This is a genomic window from Rothia sp. L_38 (assembly GCF_050689125.1).
Classification (GTDB): domain Bacteria; phylum Actinomycetota; class Actinomycetes; order Actinomycetales; family Micrococcaceae; genus Rothia.
Genome location: NZ_JBOEQD010000002.1, coordinates 108238 through 129287, shown reverse-complemented (window position 1 = coordinate 129287; position 21050 = coordinate 108238). Strand labels below are relative to the sequence as shown.

The 21050-nt window shown below is 60.9% G+C and carries 18 protein-coding genes and 1 riboswitch; of the genes, 10 read left to right on the top strand and 8 right to left on the bottom strand.

Annotated features, from left to right (window positions below):
* Window positions 1-150 precede the first annotated feature (150 nt).
* Complete coding sequence (locus ACRCJM_RS01880) at window positions 151-1812, top strand: alpha,alpha-phosphotrehalase (RefSeq protein ID WP_431463586.1); 1662 nt, start codon at window positions 151-153, stop codon at window positions 1810-1812.
* Here ACRCJM_RS01880 and ACRCJM_RS01875 read toward each other — a convergent pair.
* Complete coding sequence (locus tag ACRCJM_RS01875) at window positions 1809-2339, bottom strand: TetR/AcrR family transcriptional regulator (RefSeq protein ID WP_431463585.1); 531 nt, start codon at window positions 2337-2339, stop codon at window positions 1809-1811. The genes ACRCJM_RS01880 and ACRCJM_RS01875 overlap by 4 nt on opposite strands.
* 142 nt (window positions 2340-2481) lie before the next feature.
* Between ACRCJM_RS01875 and ACRCJM_RS01870 the strand changes: the two genes are divergently transcribed.
* Window positions 2482-4017, top strand: a complete 1536-nt coding sequence (locus ACRCJM_RS01870; RefSeq protein ID WP_431463584.1) for an MFS transporter — start codon at window positions 2482-2484, stop codon at window positions 4015-4017.
* A gap of 114 nt (window positions 4018-4131) precedes the next feature.
* On the opposite strand, the gene ACRCJM_RS01865 is transcribed toward ACRCJM_RS01870, so the two are convergent.
* Window positions 4132-5145 (bottom strand): magnesium and cobalt transport protein CorA, encoded by a 1014-nt coding sequence (locus ACRCJM_RS01865; RefSeq protein WP_431463583.1) that lies wholly within the window; start codon window positions 5143-5145, stop codon window positions 4132-4134.
* Between the two features lie 123 nt (window positions 5146-5268).
* On the bottom strand, window positions 5269-6564 hold the full coding sequence (locus tag ACRCJM_RS01860; protein WP_283489869.1) for an adenylosuccinate synthase: 1296 nt from the start codon (window positions 6562-6564) through the stop codon (window positions 5269-5271).
* A 271-nt stretch (window positions 6565-6835) separates the two neighbouring features.
* Between ACRCJM_RS01860 and ACRCJM_RS01855 the strand changes: the two genes are divergently transcribed.
* Both ACRCJM_RS01855 and ACRCJM_RS01850 read left to right on the top strand, forming a co-directional pair.
* A complete protein-coding gene (locus ACRCJM_RS01855; protein ID WP_431463582.1) occupies window positions 6836-7753 on the top strand; it encodes a DUF308 domain-containing protein in 918 nt (305 codons plus the stop codon).
* A gap of 117 nt (window positions 7754-7870) precedes the next feature.
* Complete coding sequence (locus ACRCJM_RS01850) at window positions 7871-8233, top strand: low molecular weight phosphatase family protein (protein WP_431463581.1); 363 nt, start codon at window positions 7871-7873, stop codon at window positions 8231-8233.
* 149 nt (window positions 8234-8382) lie between these two features.
* Here the strand turns inward: ACRCJM_RS01850 and ACRCJM_RS01845 are convergent, their stop codons facing one another.
* Window positions 8383-9369, bottom strand: coding sequence for an aldo/keto reductase (locus tag ACRCJM_RS01845; protein WP_431463580.1), 987 nt, complete (start codon window positions 9367-9369; stop codon window positions 8383-8385).
* A gap of 113 nt (window positions 9370-9482) precedes the next feature.
* Window positions 9483-9572: riboswitch (SAM riboswitch) on the top strand.
* Between the two features lie 104 nt (window positions 9573-9676).
* Between ACRCJM_RS01845 and ACRCJM_RS01840 the strand changes: the two genes are divergently transcribed.
* Together ACRCJM_RS01840 and metE are read left to right on the top strand one after the other, a co-directional pair.
* Window positions 9677-10588, top strand: coding sequence for a methylenetetrahydrofolate reductase (locus tag ACRCJM_RS01840; protein ID WP_431463579.1), 912 nt, complete (start codon window positions 9677-9679; stop codon window positions 10586-10588).
* 37 nt (window positions 10589-10625) lie between these two features.
* Window positions 10626-12956, top strand: coding sequence for a 5-methyltetrahydropteroyltriglutamate--homocysteine S-methyltransferase (gene metE, locus ACRCJM_RS01835; RefSeq protein WP_431463578.1), 2331 nt, complete (start codon window positions 10626-10628; stop codon window positions 12954-12956).
* A 123-nt stretch (window positions 12957-13079) separates the two neighbouring features.
* Here the strand turns inward: metE and ACRCJM_RS01830 are convergent, their stop codons facing one another.
* Window positions 13080-14597, bottom strand: a complete 1518-nt coding sequence (locus tag ACRCJM_RS01830; protein ID WP_431463577.1) for an MDR family MFS transporter — start codon at window positions 14595-14597, stop codon at window positions 13080-13082.
* A 177-nt stretch (window positions 14598-14774) separates the two neighbouring features.
* A complete protein-coding gene (locus tag ACRCJM_RS01825; protein WP_431463576.1) occupies window positions 14775-15632 on the bottom strand; it encodes a Rho termination factor N-terminal domain-containing protein in 858 nt (285 codons plus the stop codon).
* Between the two features lie 153 nt (window positions 15633-15785).
* Between ACRCJM_RS01825 and vapB the strand changes: the two genes are divergently transcribed.
* The 3 genes from vapB to ACRCJM_RS01810 all read left to right on the top strand — a co-directional run bounded on the left by vapB (window position 15786) and on the right by ACRCJM_RS01810 (window position 18479).
* Window positions 15786-16022: a type II toxin-antitoxin system VapB family antitoxin gene (gene vapB / locus ACRCJM_RS01820; RefSeq protein WP_237199244.1), complete on the top strand. Its 237-nt coding sequence runs from the start codon at window positions 15786-15788 to the stop codon at window positions 16020-16022.
* The gene (gene vapC / locus ACRCJM_RS01815; RefSeq protein ID WP_237196680.1) at window positions 16022-16423 is read left to right on the top strand and encodes a type II toxin-antitoxin system tRNA(fMet)-specific endonuclease VapC; all 402 of its coding nucleotides are present in this window, start codon (window positions 16022-16024) and stop codon (window positions 16421-16423) included. The genes vapB and vapC overlap by 1 nt, the downstream gene beginning before the upstream one ends.
* Before the next feature lie 79 nt (window positions 16424-16502).
* Window positions 16503-18479 carry a M13 family metallopeptidase gene (locus ACRCJM_RS01810; RefSeq protein WP_431463575.1) on the top strand — a complete coding sequence of 659 codons (1977 nt, stop codon included), beginning with the start codon at window positions 16503-16505 and terminating at the stop codon, window positions 18477-18479.
* Window positions 18480-18672: 193 nt separating this feature from the next.
* Here ACRCJM_RS01810 and ACRCJM_RS01805 read toward each other — a convergent pair whose 3' ends face one another.
* Window positions 18673-19857 (bottom strand): tyramine oxidase subunit B, encoded by a 1185-nt coding sequence (locus ACRCJM_RS01805; protein ID WP_377125495.1) that lies wholly within the window; start codon window positions 19855-19857, stop codon window positions 18673-18675.
* A 262-nt stretch (window positions 19858-20119) separates the two neighbouring features.
* On the opposite strand from ACRCJM_RS01805, the gene ACRCJM_RS01800 reads away from it, so the two are divergent.
* Entirely contained in the window at window positions 20120-20545 is a 426-nt protein-coding gene (locus tag ACRCJM_RS01800; RefSeq protein ID WP_431463574.1) for a low molecular weight phosphatase family protein, read from the top strand.
* Window positions 20546-20549: 4 nt separating this feature from the next.
* Here ACRCJM_RS01800 and ACRCJM_RS01795 read toward each other — a convergent pair whose 3' ends face one another.
* Window positions 20550-21017, bottom strand: a complete 468-nt coding sequence (locus ACRCJM_RS01795) for a DUF4870 domain-containing protein (RefSeq protein WP_431463573.1) — start codon at window positions 21015-21017, stop codon at window positions 20550-20552.
* Between the last annotated feature and the right edge of the window lie 33 nt (window positions 21018-21050).

Sequence of the window (21050 nt, the reverse complement as noted above, 5' to 3'; positions counted from 1 at the left end):
CTGCAATACAGACTGAAGAACCTGTTAGACAGGTAAGGTTAAGGAGCGTATCCCGCTTTGACGGGGCACGCTCCTTTTCTCTTACCCCGACCCCACCCACCACCGGGCGCGCCTACCCCAGCACCGGCGTCCTACCCTTTGGAGCACACCATGAGCTTTCACGATAAGGTCATCTACCAGGTCTACCCCAAGTCCTTCTACGATTCGAGCGGCAACGGCATAGGTGACCTGCGGGGCATCATCGAGAAGGTCCCCTACATTGCTTCGCTGGGCGTGGATATGGTCTGGTTCAACCCCTTCTTTGTCTCACCGCAGAACGATAACGGCTACGACATCGCCAACTACTACGAGGTAGACCCCGCAATGGGCACCATGGCGGACGCCGAAGAACTGATTGCTGCCCTGGGGCGGGAGGGCATCGGGGTTATGTTCGATATGGTACTCAACCACGTCTCTACCGAGCACGAGTGGTTCCAGCGAGCACTGGCCGGGGAAAAAGAGTACCAGGACTTCTTCTACCTGCGCCCGGCGCAGGCGGACGGCTCCCTACCGACCAACTGGGAGTCCAAGTTTGGCGGCCCCTGCTGGTCACAGTTTGGCGATACCGACCTCTACTACATGCACCTCTACGACGTGACCCAGGCAGACCTTAACTGGCACAACCCCAAGGTGCGCAAAGAGCTCTTCAAGGTGGTCAATTTCTGGAAGGACAAGGGAGTTCGCGGCTTCCGCTTCGATGTGCTCAACGTGATTGGCAAGGCCGAGGACCTGCGGGACGCCGCCCCCGGCGAAAACGACAAGCTCATCTACACCGACACCGAGCGCGTGCACCCCTGGGTGCAGGAGCTGAACCGGGCCACCTTTGGTGATACCGAGGGCACCGTGACCGTGGGCGAGATGTCGTCAACCACCATCGACAGCAGCGTGCGCTACACCAACCCGGCTAATGAAGAACTAGATATGGTCTTTTCCTTCCACCATCTCAAGGTGGACTATGACGGGGCCGAAAAGTGGTCTGACGTGCCCTTTGACTTCATGGCGCTCAAGGGCCTGCTGACCGACTGGGCAGTCGGCATCCAGGCCGGGGGCGGCTGGCAGGCGTCCTTCTGGAATAACCACGACCAGCCCCGCGCCCTCAACCGCTTTGGCGATGTGGAGCGTTATCGGGCTGAGTCCGCCACCATGCTGGCTGCCGCCGTGCACCTGACCCGCGGTACCCCCTACATCTACCAGGGCGAAGAGATCGGCATGGTTGATCCGGTCTATTCGTCCATGGATGACTACGTGGACGTTGAATCCCACAACGCCTTTGCCATTCTGCAGGAGCGGGGCGTGAGCGAGGCCGAGGCCTTCCGCATTGTCGCCAAGAAGTCCCGCGATAACTCCCGCACCCCCATGCAATGGGATTCTTCCGAATTCGCCGGCTTCTCACGGGTAAAGCCCTGGCTCATGCCCACCTCGCAGGCCGACATTAACGTGGAGCGCGAAGAGGCTGAGGGCACCATTCTGCCCTTCTACCGGGAGCTGGTGCGTCTGCGCCACGAGTTGCCGCTGATTGCTGAGGGGTCCTATGAACCTTTTGCCCGGGAGCATGAGAGCGTCTACGGTTTTGTGCGCGAGCACGAGGGCCAGCGCCTGCTGGTGCTCTGCAACTTCTACGGTAAGGACGCCGCCGTGCCGCTGCCTGCGGAGTTCGCGGCGGGGTCGGTGCTTGTGTGTAATTACAAGAATTCTTCTGCGCTGGGCGCCGCCGCTGCCGCAGGCGCCCTTACCCTGCGGCCCTATGAGGCGGTAGCGGTACTGGCTGGCTAGCCCTTGAGCTGCTCCACGACCTCCAGCAGGGCGTCCATGTCGCCACTGAGGGCAAGGTTGGGGCGGGACTCGCTACTGGCAACCGCCGCGTTGTAGTAGAGCCCGTCCCCCATCAGCAAGATAGCGCGCGCCACCGCGTCCGAGGACACCTCGGCCCGAATCATCTCAAACCAGCGACCCTGGATCCTGTCATAGACCCCGGCTACCTTCTCGGCGGCGTCCTGACGCAGACGCGACGCGGCCACAAAAACCCGGACAAACGGGGTGTCCTGGTACATGGAGGTGCGCACATAGTAGGCGCAGGCCCCGGCAGGGTCATCTGCCATGGCCTTGAAATCCCGCTCAGCAAGCGCCCAGGCCCGTTCCAACAGCCCGTCGATCAGGGCACTCTTATCGGGGAAGTGGTAGAGCAGACCCCCCTTCGACACCCCGGCGCGGGAGGCAATAGCGTTCATGGACGCCGCCCGCTCCCCCTCTTCAATGAGCAGGGCTTCGTAGGCGTCGAGGATTTTTTCGCGAGAACTCATGTGTTCCACCCTACCGGGCTGGCACTTGAAAACAAAACCGTCCAGACGGTACAGTAATCTGTGTTGAACTAAAGCTACCGACGCAACACCCGCGCTCAGCGGGCACCCAACCCCAGGTAGCCGTCCTCACGAAAGAGCAGACATGCACCCCGCAACCGGCCAGATGAGAGCCGTCACCGAACCCACCACAGCACCCTACTCCCGCCGCTGGGCGGCCCTGGCCGTCCTTATGCTGCCGGTGCTCTTGGTCTCTGTCGACAACACCGTGCTCGCCTTTGCCCTGCCCGAAATCTCAGCCCAGCTTTCGCCCAGCGGCACCCAGCTACTCTGGATTAACGATGTGTACCCGCTGATTCTTTCGGGCCTGCTCATCCCCGCAGGTAGCATGGGTGACCGCTTTGGCCGCCGCACCATGCTCCTGTTGGGCGGCTTCGGCTTTACCGTCATCTCGGCAGCCGCTGCCTTCGCGCCCACCGCCGCCTGGCTCATTGCCGCCCGCGCCGGCATGGGTATCTTCGGGGCTATGCTCATGCCCGCAACGCTCTCGATTATCCGCAACATGTTCTCCGATGCCACCGAACGCCGCACCGCCATCGCCATCTGGGCCTCAGGTTTCGCAGGTGGCGCAGCCCTGGGCCCGGTCGTCGGCGGGTTCCTGCTGGAGCACTTCTACTGGGGCTCGGTCTTCCTCATGGCCGTGCCCGTCCTCCTGCCCATGCTCCTGCTGGGCTTCTGGCTGATTCCTAACTCCAAGGACCCGGCTCCCGGCGCTATCGACTTCGTAAGCATCGCCCTGATCATGGCGACCATGACCCCCTTCGTCTACGCCATCAAGCACTTCGCCCACAACGGCTTCGACCTGCTCACCGTCGTCCTGCTGCTAATTGCCGCCACCTGCGGTGTTGCCTTCACCCGCCGTCAGCTGGCCCGCACCAACCCCATGCTGGACGTGCGCCTCTTCACCAACAAGCAGTTCACCGGCGCAGTGCTCACCAACCTCATGGCGATTTTCTCGCTGGTTGGCTTCCTCTACTTCGTCTCCCAGCACCTGCAGCTGGTCAGCGGCCACTCCCCCTTTAGCGCTGCCCTGGTGCTACTGCCCGGCCTGGTGCTGACCGTCATTGCAGGTCTGGTCGTGGTCTACCTGGTCAAAGTCATCAAGCCCTGGGTCGTGATTACCGGCGCCCTGCTCATGAACGCAGCGGCCTTCACCCTGGTCTTCTTCACCGCTGATTCCGGCTCAGACACCGGTATTCTGGTCGCCTTTGCCCTGCTCGGTGTGGGCATTGGTTTTGCTGAGACGCTGACCAACGACATCATCCTGGCCGCCGTGCCCCCGCACAAGGCGGGTGCGGCGTCCGCTATCTCGGAGACCGCCTACGAGACCGGCTCGGTTATGGGCACGGCGATTCTGGGGTCGATCCTGAATGCGGCCTATGTTGCCCACCTGGTGGTGCCCGAGGGGGTTAGTGCAGCGGACGCGGACGCCGCCCGCGAGACCCTAGGTGGGGCAGCTGAGGTGGCTGAGAACATCGGCGGAGAGACCGGCGCGGCCCTACTGGCCTCAGCCCAGCACGCCTTCGATTCTGGCGTGGTCTACACCTCGGCTATCGGCGTGGTGCTCATGCTTCTCTGCGCTGTGATGGTGGTGCGCACCCTGCGCGGGGTGAAGATGTAGGGACGCACCGCCCCACCCCACCAGGGTAGGTACCATCTAAGTCAGAAAAACCCACCAACTAGGTGGGTTTTTCTGATTTAAATGGTCTTTTCCGGGGAGTAGGCCAGCAGACCGCTAAAGCCATTCTTTCTTCTTAAAGACCACCCACAGCCCAAAGGACACCACAACCATCAGCAGCAGGGACGCCGGGTAGCCGAAGGTCCAGTGAAGTTCGGGCATCACGTCAAAGTTCATGCCGTAAATCGAGCCAATGACGGTGGGGGCCACCAGGATCGCAGCCCAGGCCGAGATTCTCTTCATGTCGTCATTCTGCCGCTCAGCCACGATAGTTGAGTTCACCGCCAGGGCATTCTCGAGGGAGGAACGCAGGTCGTCTACCCGGTCAACCACATGAATCACGTGGTCTTTCACGTCGCGGAAGTGGCGGAGCAACTCAAGCTGGTGCTCATCGCCGGTCTCAGCCTGAATACGAATACGCCCCATGAGCAAATCCAGCATCTGCCCCACCGGCTTGACCGCGCGTTTGAAGTCGGTAACCTCATTCAGCAGGCTGTAGATGCGCTGAGATATCTCGCTAGCTTCAGAGTTGTCGGAGAAAAGGGCGTCCTCGATTTCGTCGCCGTCGTTTTCTAGCCCCTCGATGACGGGGAAGTAGCCGTCCACCAGCATATCGAGCACCCGGTGCAGGAAGACGAGAGGGTCGGCCTGTCGTGTGGCACCGCCTGTAGCGCTGGTGAAGACCGTATCCATAGTCTGGCGGGTGGTAGCGTCTGACCGTAAGGCATCTTTGACCAGCCAAATCGCGAAATTCTGCCCTACGAACATGTGGGTTTCGCCGAAACGAATCTCTTCGATGTCGTCGAGATAAATCGCAGGGCGGAGCACTAGGTAGTAGGTGTCGCCGTACCGTTCGAGCTTAGCGCGCTGATGGCCCTGCTCGGAGTCTTCGACGGCAAGGGGGTGCAGGTCGAAGAGGCCGGTGAGGGTGGTGAGGTCGTCGCGGGAGGGGTCGACCAGGCCGATGTAGGCGCAGTCGGTGCCGGGCGTGAAGGCCTGGGCGAGGTCGGTGAGGGAGTCGTAGCCGGTGACGGCCCCGGTGGTGTGGTTGAGTGTGTTGAGTAAGGGCATGGTGTCTATCGTAGTCCTTCTACAGAAAAGACCATTTAAATCAGAAAAACCCACCTAGTTGGTGGGTTTTTCTGATTTAGATGGTACCTACCCGGTGCAGGGGAAGGGGCGCGGACGTCCGCCCTACTTCTCGTCCTCGATCAGGTCGCGCACGACGATGGTCTGCTCGCGGCCGGGGCCAACGCCAATTGCCGAGATACGGCAGCCGGAAATCTCTTCCAGCTTCTCCAGGTACTTGCGGGCGTTCTCGGGCAGTTCATCGAGGGTCTTGGCCTCGGTGATGTCTTCGGTCCAACCGTCGAAGTACTCGTAGATGGGCTTGGCGTGGTGGAAGTCTGACTGGGTCATGGGCATCTCGTCAAAGCGAACGCCGTCCACGTCGTAGGCTACGCAGACAGGGATTTTCTCCAGGCCGGTCAGAACGTCCAGCTTGGTGATGAAGAGGTCGGTGAAGCCGTTAATACGCACAGCCTGGCGAGCCAGAACCGCGTCATACCAGCCGCAGCGACGGGGGCGGCCGGTGTTCACGCCGAACTCACCACCGGTGGTACGCAGGAATTCGCCCATGTCATCAAAGAGTTCAGTGGGGAAGGGGCCGGCACCAACGCGGGTGGTGTAGGCCTTCTGAATACCGATGACGCGGGAGATACGGGTGGGGCCGACGCCGGAGCCGACGGAGGCGCCACCCGCGGTAGGGTTGGATGAGGTGACGAAGGGGTAGGTGCCGTGGTCAACGTCGAGGAAGGTGGCCTGGCCGCCTTCCATGAGCAGGGTCTTACCTTCGTCCAGGGCCTTGTTCAGCAGCTGGGTTGACTCAACGATCATGGGGGCCAGACGGTCAGCGAAGCTCATGAAGTAGTCAACGATTTCTTCAACCTCAACGTGGCGGCGGTTGTAAACCTTGACCAGCAGTTCGTTCTTCTGGCGCAGGGCACCTTCGACCTTCTGGCGCAAGATGGACTCGTCGAGGATATCCTGCACGCGAATGCCCAGACGGCCAACCTTATCCATATAGGTAGGGCCGATACCGCGGCCGGTGGTACCGATGGCGCGCTTACCCAGGAAGCGTTCAGTGACCTTGTCCATGGTCTGGTGGTAGGGCGCTACCAGGTGGGCGTTAGCTGAAATTTTGAGTTTGGAGGTGTCTGCCCCGCGCGCTTCAAGGCCGTCGATTTCTTCGAAGAGGGCTTCGGGGTTGACGACCACGCCGTTACCGATAACGGGTACAGCGTTTTCTGAGAGGATGCCGGCGGGAAGGAGCTTGAGCTCGAACTTCTGGCCGTTGACGACGACGGTGTGGCCTGCGTTGTTACCGCCGTTGGGCTTAACGACGTAGTCGACGCGGCCGCCGAGCAGGTCGGTTGCTTTGCCCTTACCTTCGTCGCCCCACTGGGCGCCTACAATCACAATTGCTGGCATAAGTCTTACTCCTGAATAGGGTGGTCACCTGCCGGGTTTCACGGCGGTGGGGTGGGGCTGCGCGGCCTGTGCAGACGGCGCGGACGCAGGGCACACCATTCTTAAGGATAGCAAGGGTGGTTTGTGTTTGGGCAGGTGTTCCAGGTTTTGCGCTACTAGCGGTAGAGGGTGAGCGGACGCCGGTGGCAGGTTCCCGGGAATCACCGAGAAATAATCCGAAATGTGGCCAGTGGGTACCGGGATTATCTTTAAACTGGTTAAACTGGAAAGTATGAACGAAAACCCATACACACCTAACACTTCGTCTTCTCAGCCCGATCAGCCCGGTGGGCCTTCATCGTCTGCCGGGGCTTATACGGCACCGGGCCAGGACCCCTACGCCGTGCCCCAGCAACCTAACGGCAAAAAGCCTAAGAACGTGGTTGGCCTGGTGGCTCTAGGCCTGGGCGTTCTCGGCTTTATCTTGGGCTGCATTCCCGCCGTTGCCGTCCTTGGCTGGCTGTTTCTGTTTGCAGCTTTTGTGACCTCTATCGTTGGTCTATTCCAGAAGGGTAAAGAGAAGGTTTCATCTATTGTTGCCCTAGTCCTATCAATCGTTGGGTCAATTGTTTCAGCTATCGTCCTGATTTTTGTTGTGGCTAACGCCGTGGCAACCGACCCTGAATTTGAGCAGGCAATGGAAGATCTTGAGTCGGCTCTAGCTACTCCCTCTGCCGTTACATCCGTTGATCCTGGGGCATCCTCTTCCGAACCTGCCACTGAAGACTCTGCTGCAGCTCCTGACTCAGCCACTGCCATTGATGGTGTCTTGCAGTTCGGCGACACGGCAGAGTTTGAGGACGGTCTGCGCCTTACTGTCTCCGAGCCTCGCACCGATTATGTTCCCAGCGAGTACGCCTCACGTTTAGATGAGTCTTTGACAGATTACGTGGCTTTCACCGTAACGATTGAGAACGGCACAAGTGAACCGTTTGAGCCTCTCTTCTATGCTGAAGGTAATTCAGGGGGTAAGGCTGTTGATCAGATTTTTGACTCTGAACAGAACATCGGTTCAGCTCCTAGCGGCCGTATTCTGCCCGGTGAATCTGTCACCTTTGATGTTGCCTTTGGTGTAGCTGATCCGGCGAGCGTTACCCTTGATGTCTCTGCAGATTTCGATCACGATGCCGTCCTGTACAGCAATAAGTAGGTTCTTCGTCTAGTTGTTTCTACGCTGATGAAAGCCCCACTCGTTCTACCTCCCTGCGGTAGGGTGAGTGGGGCTTTTGTGCATGTAGAAGTTCTCGGCGGGCCGTATGATGGAGCTATGACTTCTATCCCCCATATTCTTTTTATCTGCCAGTCCAATAAGGGCAAGTCTCAGATGGCTGAGGCCCTGATGAACCTCCATGCGCAAGGACGCGTGCGGGCGACCTCCGCAGGCACCAAGGCTGCGGTGGGCAGCGCGGTCAACGCTGAATCTGCCGCTTCGCTCGCTGAAATCGGTGCGGATATGAGCCAGGGTAAGCCCAAGTTCGCGAGCGCCGACGACCTGGCCACTGCCGACCGGATCGTCATTCTGGGTGGGGCTGCCCAGCTTGAGACGACGGATGAGGAGGTCCTGGCTAAGACCGAACGCGGAATACCGTTGAGCCCTCCCACGATGGAATTGAGGGGGCTGAGCGTATGAACCTAATCCGGGACGACATCAACGCCCGCGTCCGCGCCCTGCTGGCTGAGCTTACTGCCTAGTTCGGCATACAACGGCGCTCCTTCCCTCTTTCCACGCACCGGAGTGCTGCGGGAAAGAGGGAAGGGGCGTCGTTTGCTGTATGGGGGTTAGAAAAGCGCCACCTTCGGCGGGGCCGGGAAAATCTCGTCGAGCAGGGCGAGCTCGTCCGCGTCGAACCGGCGGACGATAGCCGCCGCGTTGGCACGTACCTGGTCTTCGGTGGTGGCCCCGGCAATCACGGAGGAAACCGGCTCCTGCTGAGCCAGCCACGAGAAGGCGACCTGTACCTCGGTCAGGCCGCGCTCGGCGGCAAAGGCTGAGAAGGCTTCGAGCTGGTCCCAGTTAGCGCCGTCCAAGATGTCGGGCTTGATGCGGGTCAGACGGCCGTCCGCCGGGGCAAAAGAGCGCGAATACTTGCCCGTTAGTAGCCCGTTAGCCAGGGGGAAGTAGGGCAGCACGCCCAGCCCGAACTCGCGGGCGGCGGGTAGAACCTCGAGTTCAGCGCGGCGGTCAAGCAGGTTGTAGTGGTTCTCAGCCGCAATGTAGCGGTGCCCCAGGGCCCGGCCCAGGTGTTCGGCGTGGGCGATCTGCCAGCCAGTGTGGTTGGACGACCCGATGTAGCGCACCTTGCCCTGCTCAATCAGGGTACCCAGAGCTGAGAGGGTTTCTTCGATGGGGGTTGCCGGGTCGGGGGTGTGGTGGAAGTAGAGGTCGATGTAGTCCGTGCCTAGGCGGCTCAGGGAGGCCTCAACCGCCCGCATAATATACCGACGGGAGCCGCGCACCCCGTGGTCGGTGCCGTTGGCCCCTCCCATGTCCATGCCGAATTTAGAGACAATCACGATCTCGTCGCGGTCAATCCCGGTCTCCCGCAGGGCCTTCCCAAACATGGTTTCAGAAACTCCCGGTGCGGACCCGTAAATATCGGCCACGTCAAAGAGGGTGATTCCGGCTTCAACGGCGGCGGTGAGGACGGCGTTGGTTCCGCTTTGCGTTTCGGTGGCGGTTGTGGCGCGGCCCAGGTTGTTGCAGCCCAGACCCACGTTCGAGACGGTCAACCCGCTTTTTCCTAGTTGGCGATACTCAATACTCATACCCGTCATATTACTGTCATGTGTCTCAACACACCCGACACAGAGTCAAAAAGGTACATAGAGCGGCGGTTTCTTGCCAGCGCCCTACCTGCGCTTTTAGTGTAGAACCATCAAATCTATCCAGAGCGACCGAGAGACCTAGCTCAACGACGTCGCAGCAACCACCCCTTGGGGAAAGGTGCTCCTGCTAGGACCGATAGAGTGCATCACCAGCGGTCCACCCACCGCCCTGTGTGGCGCCCTCCCGCCACCTTTGGGAGCGGCCATCGCATTCTTTCGGGTCTACCCAACGACCTGTAAGGAAACCATGAGTACCCATATACCGGCGCTCTCTTATGAACTTTTTCCACCGCGAAGTTCCGCCAGCTGTGAGAGTCTACTGACGACTATCGACCAGCTGGCTCCCACTAACCCCGACTACGTCTCGGTGACCTACTCCGGTGATCGGGCTCGTAAGCAGAAAACCCTGGCCCTGCTCGACCACCTGGTACACGAAACCCGGCTTACTCCCCTGGCCCACCTCACCTGTGTGGGACACAGCGCCGAGGAGCTGGAAGCCGCTGTGCGTCGCATACTGGCAATCGGCGTCCGCGGGTTTTTAGCCCTGCGCGGCGATCTGCCAGCGGGCAGCACCCAGGCCCCTGACATCCCCTTTGCCCGCTCCCTGGTTGATCTCATTCGACGGGTGGAGACCCAGGATTTTGCCCATCTTGCGGCAGGACGCGTGGCGGTGGGGGTAGCTGCCTACCCCTCCCAGCACCCGGAGTCCAGCTCAGAATTACAAGATATTGAAATTCTGCTCTCAAAAGAGCGGGCGGGGGCTGATTTCGCTATCACCCAGGTCTTCTTTGAGGCCTCCCGCTACGAAGCGCTGGTACAGCGGGCCCGAACCGCGGGGGTGACCCTGCCCCTGATTCCGGGCATCATGCCGGTGACCAGCCTGCGCAGGCTCACCACCCTCTGCTCACTGGCGGGCCTGCCCGTACCCCAGCAGCTGGCCTACGACCTGGAAACCGCGAGCGGGGACGCCCAGCGGCACCGTATCGGGGTGGAGTTCGGCGTCCGCCTGCTCCAAGAATCCCTCGACGCAGGTGCCCCCGGCATCCACTTCTACACCTTCAATGAACACGCAGCGGTGCTGGACGTTCTCGATCGGGTCGATCTACCCCGCTACAGCACCCGCTTTGAAAACCCCCTGGCCGAACTGACCTACGCCTAAAAATATCGGCCCAAAGACCTTATAGAAAGACACCACCATGACCACAGTTTTCCCCACCGCAACCATCACCGGCTACCCCCGTATCGGCGCCCGCCGCGAACTCAAGCGCGCTGTTGAAGCCTACTGGGCGGGTAAGTCCGACCAGGACGAGCTGGAGCAGACCGCCCAGAAGATTCAGCAGGACGCCTACCGCACCCTCACCGAGCGCGGCCTGACCGACGACTACGCTATTCCCGCGGACTTCTCCTTCTACGACCAGGTGCTCGATACCACCCGCCTCTTCACCGCCCTGCCCGCCCGCTTCGAGTCGGTACGCGACGACCGCGGCCTGATCGACCTGGACGGCTACTTCGCCCTGGCCCGCGGCACCGAGCACCTGCCCCCGCTGGAGCTGACCAAGTGGTTCGACACCAACTACCACTACCTGGTGCCAGAAATCGGCCCGACCACCGGCTTTACCCTCAACACCGAAGCTCTCGATGACCTGCTGGCAGCCGCTGAGGCGGCGGGGACGTCCGCCCGCCCCAGCATCACCGGGCCCCTCACCTACCTGCTCCTGGCAAAGGCAGAGGACGGCTCCCCCGCCGACTTCGCTCCCCTTGACCGCCTGGCAGACCTGCTGCCCCTCTATCGGGATCTGCTCGCCCACCTGGCTGGCCGCGGTGTGCGCTGGGTTCAGTTCAACGAACCCGCCCTGGGTGCCGACCAGGCTGTGAGTGAAGCCGAGCTGGCGCAGCTCATTGAGAAGACCTACGGGGAGCTCACCCAGCTCTCTGACCGCCCCTCCCTGCTGGTCACTAGCCCCTACGGCAACCTGGCCGGCCTGCTGGAACCCCTGGCCGCTTCGGGCGTAGAGGCCCTGCACCTTGACCTGGTATCTACCGGCTATGATCAGGACGCTCTCCCCCGCCTCTTCGGCGGCGATTCGGCTCCCCTGCTGGTGGCAGGTGTGGTAAACGGCCGCAATATCTGGCGCAACGACCTGGCAGCCTCCCTCCACGCCCTGCAGGCGATAGGGGCGGCGTCCGTCTCAACCTCAACCTCCCTGCAGCACGTTCCCTACGACCTTGACCTGGAAACCGGGCTCGACCAGAAGCTCACCAGCTGGCTGGCCTTTGCCCACCAGAAGGTCAGCGAAGTTACCCTGCTCGCTCGGGGGCTCGCTGAGGGGCCCAAGGCTATCGCCTCCGAGGTTGAACAGGCCAAGGCAGCGCTGGCAGCGCGCGCCCAGTCCAGCGGAGTCAACGACCCCTGCATCCGCGAGCGCACCCTCTCCGTTACCCCCGAGAACTACCAGCGTCCGTCCGCTCAGGTGCGTCAGCAGGCCCAGGAGGACCTGAACCTGCCCCTGCTGCCGACCACCACCATCGGGTCTTTCCCGCAGACCGGTCATATTCGTTCCCTGCGGGCGGACTACCGCAAGGGTGCGCTGACCAGGGAAGAGCTCGACGCTCACCTGCGGGAGGAGATTCGCTGTGTGATTGACTTCCAGGAGCGTCTGGGGCTGGATGTGCTGGTGCACGGTGAAGCTGAGCGTAACGATATGGTGCAGTATTTTGCGGAGAACTTCGATGGGTTTGCGCCGACCGAGCACGGCTGGGTGCAGTCCTACGGGTCGCGCTGTACCCGCCCCTCAATTCTGTGGGGCGATGTGAAGCGTAGCGGTGCGGGTACTCGCGGTGAGGCCTTTACGGTGCCGTGGATTAGCTTCGCGCAGCAGCAGACCGATAAGCCGGTCAAGGGTATGCTCACCGGCCCGGTGACGATTCTGGCCTGGTCGTTTGTGCGCGATGACCAGCCTCTGGCGGCGACCGCGACCCAGGTTGCGCTGGCCCTGGCCGATGAGATTGCTGACCTTGAGGCAGCAGGCACCCGCATTATTCAGGTGGATGAGCCCGCTCTGCGCGAGCTGCTCCCCCTGCGCGCCGAGGATCAGGCTGCCTACCTCGACTGGTCGGTCGGTGCCTTCCGCCTGGCGACCTCGCAGGTGGCCGACTCAACCCAGATCCACACCCACCTGTGCTACTCGGAGTTCAACGAGATTTTTGGGGCAATCGATGCCCTGAACGCCGATGTCACCTCGATTGAGGCAGCCCGCTCCCGCCTGGAGCTACTGGCCGACGTGCCCGAGAGCTTCGACCGTGGCATCGGCCCCGGCGTGTGGGACATCCACTCCCCGCGTGTGCCCCAGGTCGACGAGGTCGAGAAACTGCTGGCTACTGCCCTGGAGCATATCCCCGCCCGTCAGCTCTGGGTTAACCCCGACTGCGGCCTGAAGACCCGCGCCTACAAGGAGACCAAGGCTTCCATCGAGTCTCTGGTTGCCGCTACCGAGGCTGTACGAGCCAGCCTCACCGTAGCGGTCTAGGGGTAAGCAAAAAGGACGCCGCCCCCCGCCCTCCCTGCCGCCTGGCAGGAGGGTGGGTGGCGGCGTCCTTCTGATCAGGGATTACCGGGACTTAGCGATCCGGTGCTAGCTCTAGTGAATCATCTAGTGAACCATGGGTGCAGAGCCAGCTACCTGCTTACCTGCGGGTACCAGTAGGGCCACCACGATAGAGCCCAGTGACATAAAAGCTGCCACCAGGAAGGCAAGGTGTACACCTGCCATGTAAGCCTCGGTGCCGGTGCCACCGTGGGCTGCTGCACCGATGCCCAGTAAAGCCACAAAGAGGGCGGTCGCGGCGGCGCCCGAGACCTGCTGGAAGGTGGTCATAGCCGAAGAACCAAAAGCATGGAGCTCGTGCCCCAGAGAGCCCAGACCCAGCGACATCAGAGGGGTGTTAATGAGTGGCAGGGCGAAGGTCATGAGCATGTAGGTGGCCACCAGGTACCAGACCGGGGTGGTGGCGCTGAAGGTGCTCATCAGCCAGATAGAGGCGCTAAAGAGAACTGCGCCGGGAACCACCAGGGTGCGGGCACCGAAGCGGTCCGACAGGCGACCCACGACGGGGCTCAAGACTGCCATGAGTACACCACCGGGCAACAGCATCAGACCGGTCTGCAGGGCGCTCATGCCCAGCACGTTGGCGGCGTAGAGGGGAATCAGAATTGCGGTTCCCAGCATGACGCCCATACCCAGAGAGGTCATAATGACGGTGAGGGTGAAGGGGCGGGCGCGGAAGATACGCATATCCATGAAAGGGCCGCGGTCCTGCAGCTGAATCTGGCGGTGTACGAAAATAGCGAGGAGCACCGCAGCTGCCGCTACAACAACCCAGGGGTTGACGGGCAGGTGAGCGCCGCCGTGGGAGGAATCTCCGCCCATAGATGACAGGCCCAAGACCAGACCGCCGAATCCCAGGGTGGAAAGCACGATGGAGAAGATGTCGAGTTTCTGTGAGGTGCCTTCGGGCTTCTCAGCAGGTGCCAGACGCAGCCCGATTAGCAGAGCGATAATGCCGATGGGCAGAATCAGCCAGAAGAGCCAGCGCCAGCTAGCGGCGTTCAGAATGATGCCTGAGACAGTCGGGCCGGCTGCGGGAGCAGCTGAGATAACCATGCCGATGATGCCCATAGCCTGACCGATTTTGCTGGGGGCAACCAGGCGCATCATGGTGGTCATGAGCAGGGGGATCATCACGCCGGTACCGCCAGCCTGGAGCACACGTCCGACCAGCAAGAGGGCGATGCCGGGGGCGGTAGCTGCCACCAGGGTACCGACGGAGAAGAGCGCCATGGCTGCGACAAAGACGGTGCGAATAGAGTAGCGGGAGATGATGAAACCGGAAGCCGGAGTCACCACGGCCATGGTCAGCATGAAGCCGGTGGAGGTCCACTGGGCGGTCGAGGCGCTGATGTTCAGGTCTGCCATGATGTCGGGCAGGGCCACGCCCAGCAGGGTTTCATTCAGAATCAGCACGAAGGCCGCAATCACCATGATGGCCAGGAGCAGGAACTCGTGGCGCTCTAGTTTATGGGCGACGGGCATTGATGCGGTGTGCGCTGCCGGTTCGGTGACCGAGTGCGCTCCAGTTTCGGGGTGAGAGTGTGTTTGCGTAGAAGACATAGGCGTTAAGCCTACTCTTTGCAGTTATGTAGCAAAATAGCTGATTGCTCACAGACCCAGGTCACATGGGATTTTATTGGACAGGCCACCGGGTAGCCAGAGCTTGCTAGAGCGAATACTGGTAACCAAAAGAGGACCAGGTTTCCCCGATCCCCTATCAGTGGCTTTTTGACTTTTCTACTGAGCGGCGCGTACCGCAATCAGCAGATCACCCTTGTTCATGGACGAGCGGCCCGGCACCTCAAGCTGCTTGGCCAGCTCGTAGAGCTCGGCGCGGGTGAGCTCCGCCAAGGGGCGTACCTCTGCAACCAGGAAGGTCTGGTCGTCGTCCTGCTGGTCAGGGGCGGACGCCGCATCCTCCTGGGCAGGCGCCTCGGCCAGGGGTTCGGTGGTCAGGTCTTCGTCGAAGTCAGCAGGGTCGGCGCTGGCGAAGGTTTCCTCGTAGAGCTCTTCGGCTTCTTCAGGCTCGTCGGCTTCTTCGGGAGCCAGTCCCTCATCTTCTCCAACCTCGGTCACGGCATCGGGAGCATCCAGCTCGGGGGCTTCTTCCTCACCCTCGAACGCTTCAAGATCACCGGGCTCCAGGCTCTCAGCATCAAGAATCTCTTCGTAGCCGGCAGTTTCTTCCCCGGCCTCGGTTACATCAGCCAGAATCAGCTCAGCCTCACGTTGGGCTGCGCTCTTCTTGTTATTCTTAGCTTTCTTCTTTGAGTCCTTCTTGCCGGACTTTTTCTGTTCTACCTTCTTCTCTGCCTTTACCTTCTCAGCTTTCTTCTTACCTTTACCGGCAGCGGGGGTGGCGGCGTCCTTACCCTTGTCTTTACCCTTGGGGGCAGGCTGGGGCTTGTCGGCAATCTTTTCGTACTTCTTGCCCACCAGCTCGTACTTCTTCTCAAGTTTCTTCTGGGCCTTCTTGCGGGCCTTCTTTTCATCGCCGTACTTGTCCAGGGCCTTGGCATATGCCTTCACGTAACGCTTTTGTGCCTTGTCGCTCGAGCGCTTGAGTTCCTTGCTGAGTTCTGGCTTCTTGCCCATGGTTCACCTTCCAGTTATCAGTGTTCTTACCGTCTAAGCGTAGTCCCGGTCACGCGCCACCCCAAGCGCGGCACGGTTTGGTTACGCCCCCTCACGCTCTGTTCACCTCAGCAATATAGGTATACATTTAATGTATATAGCAGGAGGTTTCTCATGACTCAGTCAACAGTTTTTATGAACAACAGAACCCAGGCAGTTCGCTTGCCCGCACATATGCGTTTTAGCGAAAACGTCAAAAAAGTCAATGTACGCAAAGTAGGTTTGGAGCGCATCATAGCCCCGGAAGGAGCAGTATGGGACAGCTTCTTCGCCCCGGATGCTCCCGCCGTAACGGATGATTTTATGAGCTCCCGCGATGACGGAAGCCAACCTGAGCGCGAGGACTTCTAATGCTGACCTATATGCTCGACACCAATATCGTGATTTATGTGATGAAACGGCGCCCACCCGAAATTCTCGATACTTTCAACCAAAACGCTAGCCGCTTGTGCGTCAGCAGTATTACAGCAGCCGAACTGTTTTTTGGTGCAGCAAAAAGCGCTAAGCCTGAGCAAAATATGCGCGTGGTTGAGGATTTTTTATCACGACTCACCGTGCTGCCCTACGACATGGACGCCGCAGCTCAGTTTGGTGATATCAAGGCTACGCTGCAAAAGACAGGTCGCATCATTGGCGAGAACGATCTTCACATCGCAGCCCACGCACGGAGCCGTGGGCTGGTGATAGTAACGAATAACGAGCGGGAATTCGAACGGGTTGAGGCGCTACGAGTGGTGAACTGGGTGAGCTAGAGCCCCTCCCCCTCACGCTCTGAGCCGAACCCGCGCAGGGCACCTGACGGGTGGCGTCCGCACCCCTAAACTAGGTGATATGACTAACTCAGGTATCGACACTAGCTTCCTTGACCCCACCACCAACCCCGCTGACGACTTCTTCCGCCACGTCAACGGCACCTGGTACGACTCCCACGAAATCCCCGCCGACCGATCCCGCGACGGCGGCATGTACTTCCTGCGCGATGCAGCCGAGGAACACGTGCGCGACATCGTCGAGAAGTTCGCCGCCGAGCAGCCGTCCTCACGCATTGGCGCCCTCTACTCCTCCTTCATGAACACCGAGAAAATTGAGGCGGACGCCGCCGCCCCGCTGCACGCCGAAGTGCAGCCGGTTCTGGAGGCAGCTACCCCCGACGACTTCGTGCGCGTGATGGCTGAACTTGACCGCCAGGGCCACGGCGGCCCCTTCGGCTGGTACACCAGCATCGACGCCAAGAACCCCGAGAAGTACGTGCTCTACCTGGCGCAGACCGGCCTGGGTCTGCCCGATGAGTCCTACTACCGCGACGAGAAGTACACCGACCTACGCGAGGCTTACGTCGCCCACATTGAACGTATGTTTGAGCTAACCGGCCTGGCAGAGAACTTCGGACTTGAACCGGCGGACGCCGCCCGCGCCGTCTTCGCCCACGAAACTGAAATCGCCTCCCACCACTGGGATAACGTGCGCACCCGCGACGCCGATGCCCGCTACAACCCGGTCGACGCCGCCGAGCTAGATGAGAAGTTCCCCGGCTTCCCCTTCACCACCTGGCTGGCAGGCATGGGCATTTCCACCGAGAAGGCCGGCACCGTTGTGGTCAACCAGCCCTCCTACTTTGAGGCAGCCGCCCAGCTATGGACCACCGCCCCCCTCTTCATCTGGAAGCTCTGGTACATCTGGCACATGGCCCACTCCCGCGCCCCCTACCTGAACCAGGCCATCGTCGAAGAGAACTTTGACTTCTACGGCCGCACCCTCTCAGGCTCCGAAGAACTGCGCGACCGCTGGAAGCGCGGCGTCGGCCTGGTCGAAGGCTCCCTGGGTGAGGAGCTGGGCAAGGAATACGTGGCCATTCACTTCCCGCCCACCCACAAGGCCAAGATGATGGAACTGGTCGACGACCTGCTTGAAGCCTACCGCCGTTCCATCACCGACCTGGACTGGATGACCGACGAAACCCGCGCCCGCGCCCTCGAGAAGCTCAGCAAGTTCGTCACCAAGATCGGCTACCCCGATAAGTGGCGCGACTACTCCGCCCTGGAACTGACCGACGACCTCTTCGAAAACCTGCGCCGCTCGGGCGTCTTCGAGCACGAGTTCCAGATCAACCGCATCAACGAGCCCGTTGACAAGACCGAGTGGCTCATGACCCCGCAGACCGTCAACGCCTACTACATGCCCCCGGCCAACGAAATCGTCTTCCCCGCCGCAATCTTGCAGGCCCCCTACTTCGATGTGGACGCGGACGCCGCCGTCAACTACGGCGCTATCGGCGGCGTCATTGGCCACGAGATCGGCCACGGCTTCGACGACCAGGGCTCCAAGTACGACGGCACCGGCGCGCTCAACAACTGGTGGACGGACGCCGACCGCGAAGAATTCACCGCCCGCACCAAGGCCCTGGTGGAGCAGTACAACGGCTACACCCCCACCGGCCTAGACCCCGAGAAGTTCACCGTCAACGGCGAGCTGACCCTGGGCGAAAACATCGGTGACCTGGGTGGCCTCTCCATCGCGCTCAAGGCCTACCAGATTTACCTGGAACGCCAGGGCCTCACCCTCGAGACCGCCCCCGTCATCGACGGTCTGACCGCCGCCCAGCGCGTCTTTATCTCCTGGGCCCAGGGCTGGCGTATGAAGACCCGCCCGCAGACCGCCGAGATGTTCCTGGCCATCGACCCGCACTCCCCCGAGGAGTTCCGCGTCAATGGAGTGGTTCGCAACATCAACGAGTTCTACACCGCCTTCGATGTGCAGCCCGAGAACACCCTCTACCTGGCACCGGAGGAGCGCGTGCGTATCTGGTAGAAGAAGCTATATAAGGTGCGGGGACGGCCGTGCTTCCGCCTGCTGACCCTCTCGCAGCTCGCCCTGGGGGGCTCGCAGCGATTCACGCCAGCCCCGAGCCAGCAGGCTTCCAGCACGCCCGTCCCCCGCACCCCCGCTTAACTAAAAGGACGCCGGTGAACTACTCACCGGCGTCCTTTTGCGTGCCCGAGGGCTAGGACATTGCAGGGACGTCCCAGAGGTTCAGGACGGTGCCAATGCCCTTACGGACGGCGTTACGGTAGACCACGGTACCCCAGGCGACGTCCTCGATGGGCATGCCGCCGACGGAGTAGACGGTGATTTTTTCTTCGTCGTCCTCGGGGGCAGGGTGGTTGAGGGCTTCGCCCATGTCGCGTAGTTCTTCAGGGGCCATGAGGCCGTTGTGGATGCGGTCGTTGAACTTGCAGCCGACGATGGAGACGTAGTTGTGGGACTTGCCGGGTTCGGTTTCTTCGGCCCAGGCGTCGTACATACCGGCGTTGTCGACGAGTTTACGCACGTCAGGTTCAAACATGCCTTCGTCGAGGTTGCAGGCGGCGGGCATGGCGAAGAAGGCGCCGGGCTTGACCCATTCGCGGCGGACGGTGGGGTAGGTTTCGGGGTCGCCCACGTGAATCGAGGTGCAGAAGGTGACGATGTCAGAGTCGCGCACAACCTCTTCGAGTTCCTCAACGGCGATGACGTTCATGCCGGGGTAGGTCTCTTCAGCCCAGCTGATGAAGGTGTCGATGCCTTTTTGGGAGCGGCCGAGCACCTTGATGGTGTCGACGGTGGGGCGGGCTTCGATGAGGGCTGCGACGGTTGCTTTGGCGATGACGCCGGGGCCCAGCAGGCCGAGCACCTTGGCGTTCTTGGGGGCGAAGCGGCGGGCGCCGACGCCGGAGGCGCAGCCGGTGCGGTAGGCCGAGAGCAGGTTGGCGCTCATGTAGGCCAGGGGGGCGCCGGAGGTCGCGTCGTTGAGGGTGAGCATGAGAATGGAGCGGGGTAGGCCAATCTCGCGGTTGTCGATGTTAGAAGCGTAGGTTTTGACGCCCATGGTGCGGAAGGAGCCGCCCAGGTAGGCGGGCATGGCGACGTAGCGGCGGTCGGGGCCGTCGGCGGGCATGCCTTCGTGGGCAGGGTTGACGGGGAACTGTACCTTAGCGCCGTGGGATTCGCCGTTGTGGCCGGCCATGCGGTAGTCGCCGCGGGCGTGCAGGGCCAGGGCTTCTTCCATGGCATCGGTGCAGGCGGCGACGTCTTCTACGCCCGCCGCAATCATGTCGGCTTCTGAGAGGTAGCGGAAGTCGATGCGGGGGAAGACGGGGTTGAGTTCGGGGTCAACGGCTGCGTTGAGGTAGGCGTCGTGTGAAGTCAAGCGGGGGATCTCCAACTGTGAGTGTTAAAAGTTCAGACGAATCAACATAACACTTTTGCCGGGTGCAGATAAATGAGTTTTTGGGCATACCTGGCAGGTGGTAGGGCCCTGTTCCGCGTGCTTTCGCTGTAGAGCGGCTCAGTCTGCTAGACAGGTCGTTGAAGAATTCATGCGATGTTAAGCAAGAGGCGGTAAGGTCGTCTCTGTACGCGTCTCACCAGGGTGGGTAGTAGCCCACCCGCACCAGCCCCGAGGAGGCCCCGTGAACCCCACCCCCAGCGTCCTTTTTATCTGCCAGTCCAACAAGGGTAAGTCGCAGATGGCTGAGGCCCTGATGAACCTCCATGCGCAAGGACGCGTGCGCGCAACTTCTGCGGGCACCAAGGCTGCGGTGGGTAGTGCGGTGAACTCTGAGTCGGCCGCTTCACTGGCCGAAATTGGGGCCGATATGAGCACAGGTACCCCCAAGTTCGCATCCGCTGGGGATCTAGCTGCCGCAGACCGCATCGTTATTGTGGGGGCTGCTGCCCAGCTTGAAACCGATGACCCTGAGATCCTGGCTAAGACTGAGCGTTGGGAAACGGTAGAGCCTTCCCACCAGGGTATTGAGGGTGCAGAGCGTATGGCCCTGATTCGCGACGATATTGATAGCCGCGTCAGGGCCCTGCTCGACGAACTTTCTCGTTAGGGCTTTATTTCAGCACGGTGAGGGTCATGGGGTAGGTGAAAACTTCACCGTTATTGGCCTTCACCGCTGCAAGAATGTGCACAACAATCAGGGCTACCCATACCGCGATGAAGACGATCCAGGTAAATAGTCCTGCCAGCCCGAAGGTCGCAAATGTCAGCACCCAGGCGGCGGTATTGATGATCCAGAGGGTGAAGCTGAAGTTAAAGGCACCGGCAGCAGCTACACGCACAAAGGCGTACCCCGGCTTATCCTTGTAAATTGCCCAGAAAATTAGAGGGCCCACAAAGCTCGCGAAAGATGCGGTCAGTACCAGGCCCAGCAGACCTGAGAGGTGGGCGAACGTAGCCAGGCTCTTAGCATCAGCCGGAATGACGTTGCCGTAGGCGTCGTAGGTTGGGGTAGAAAAGTTAGGCCCTGGCCCATTCTGATTGCCGTAGTTACCGTAGGGGTTCTGGTTCTGTTCAGTCATGGTTGTATCTCCTTCGTCGTCAGTGTTCTACTT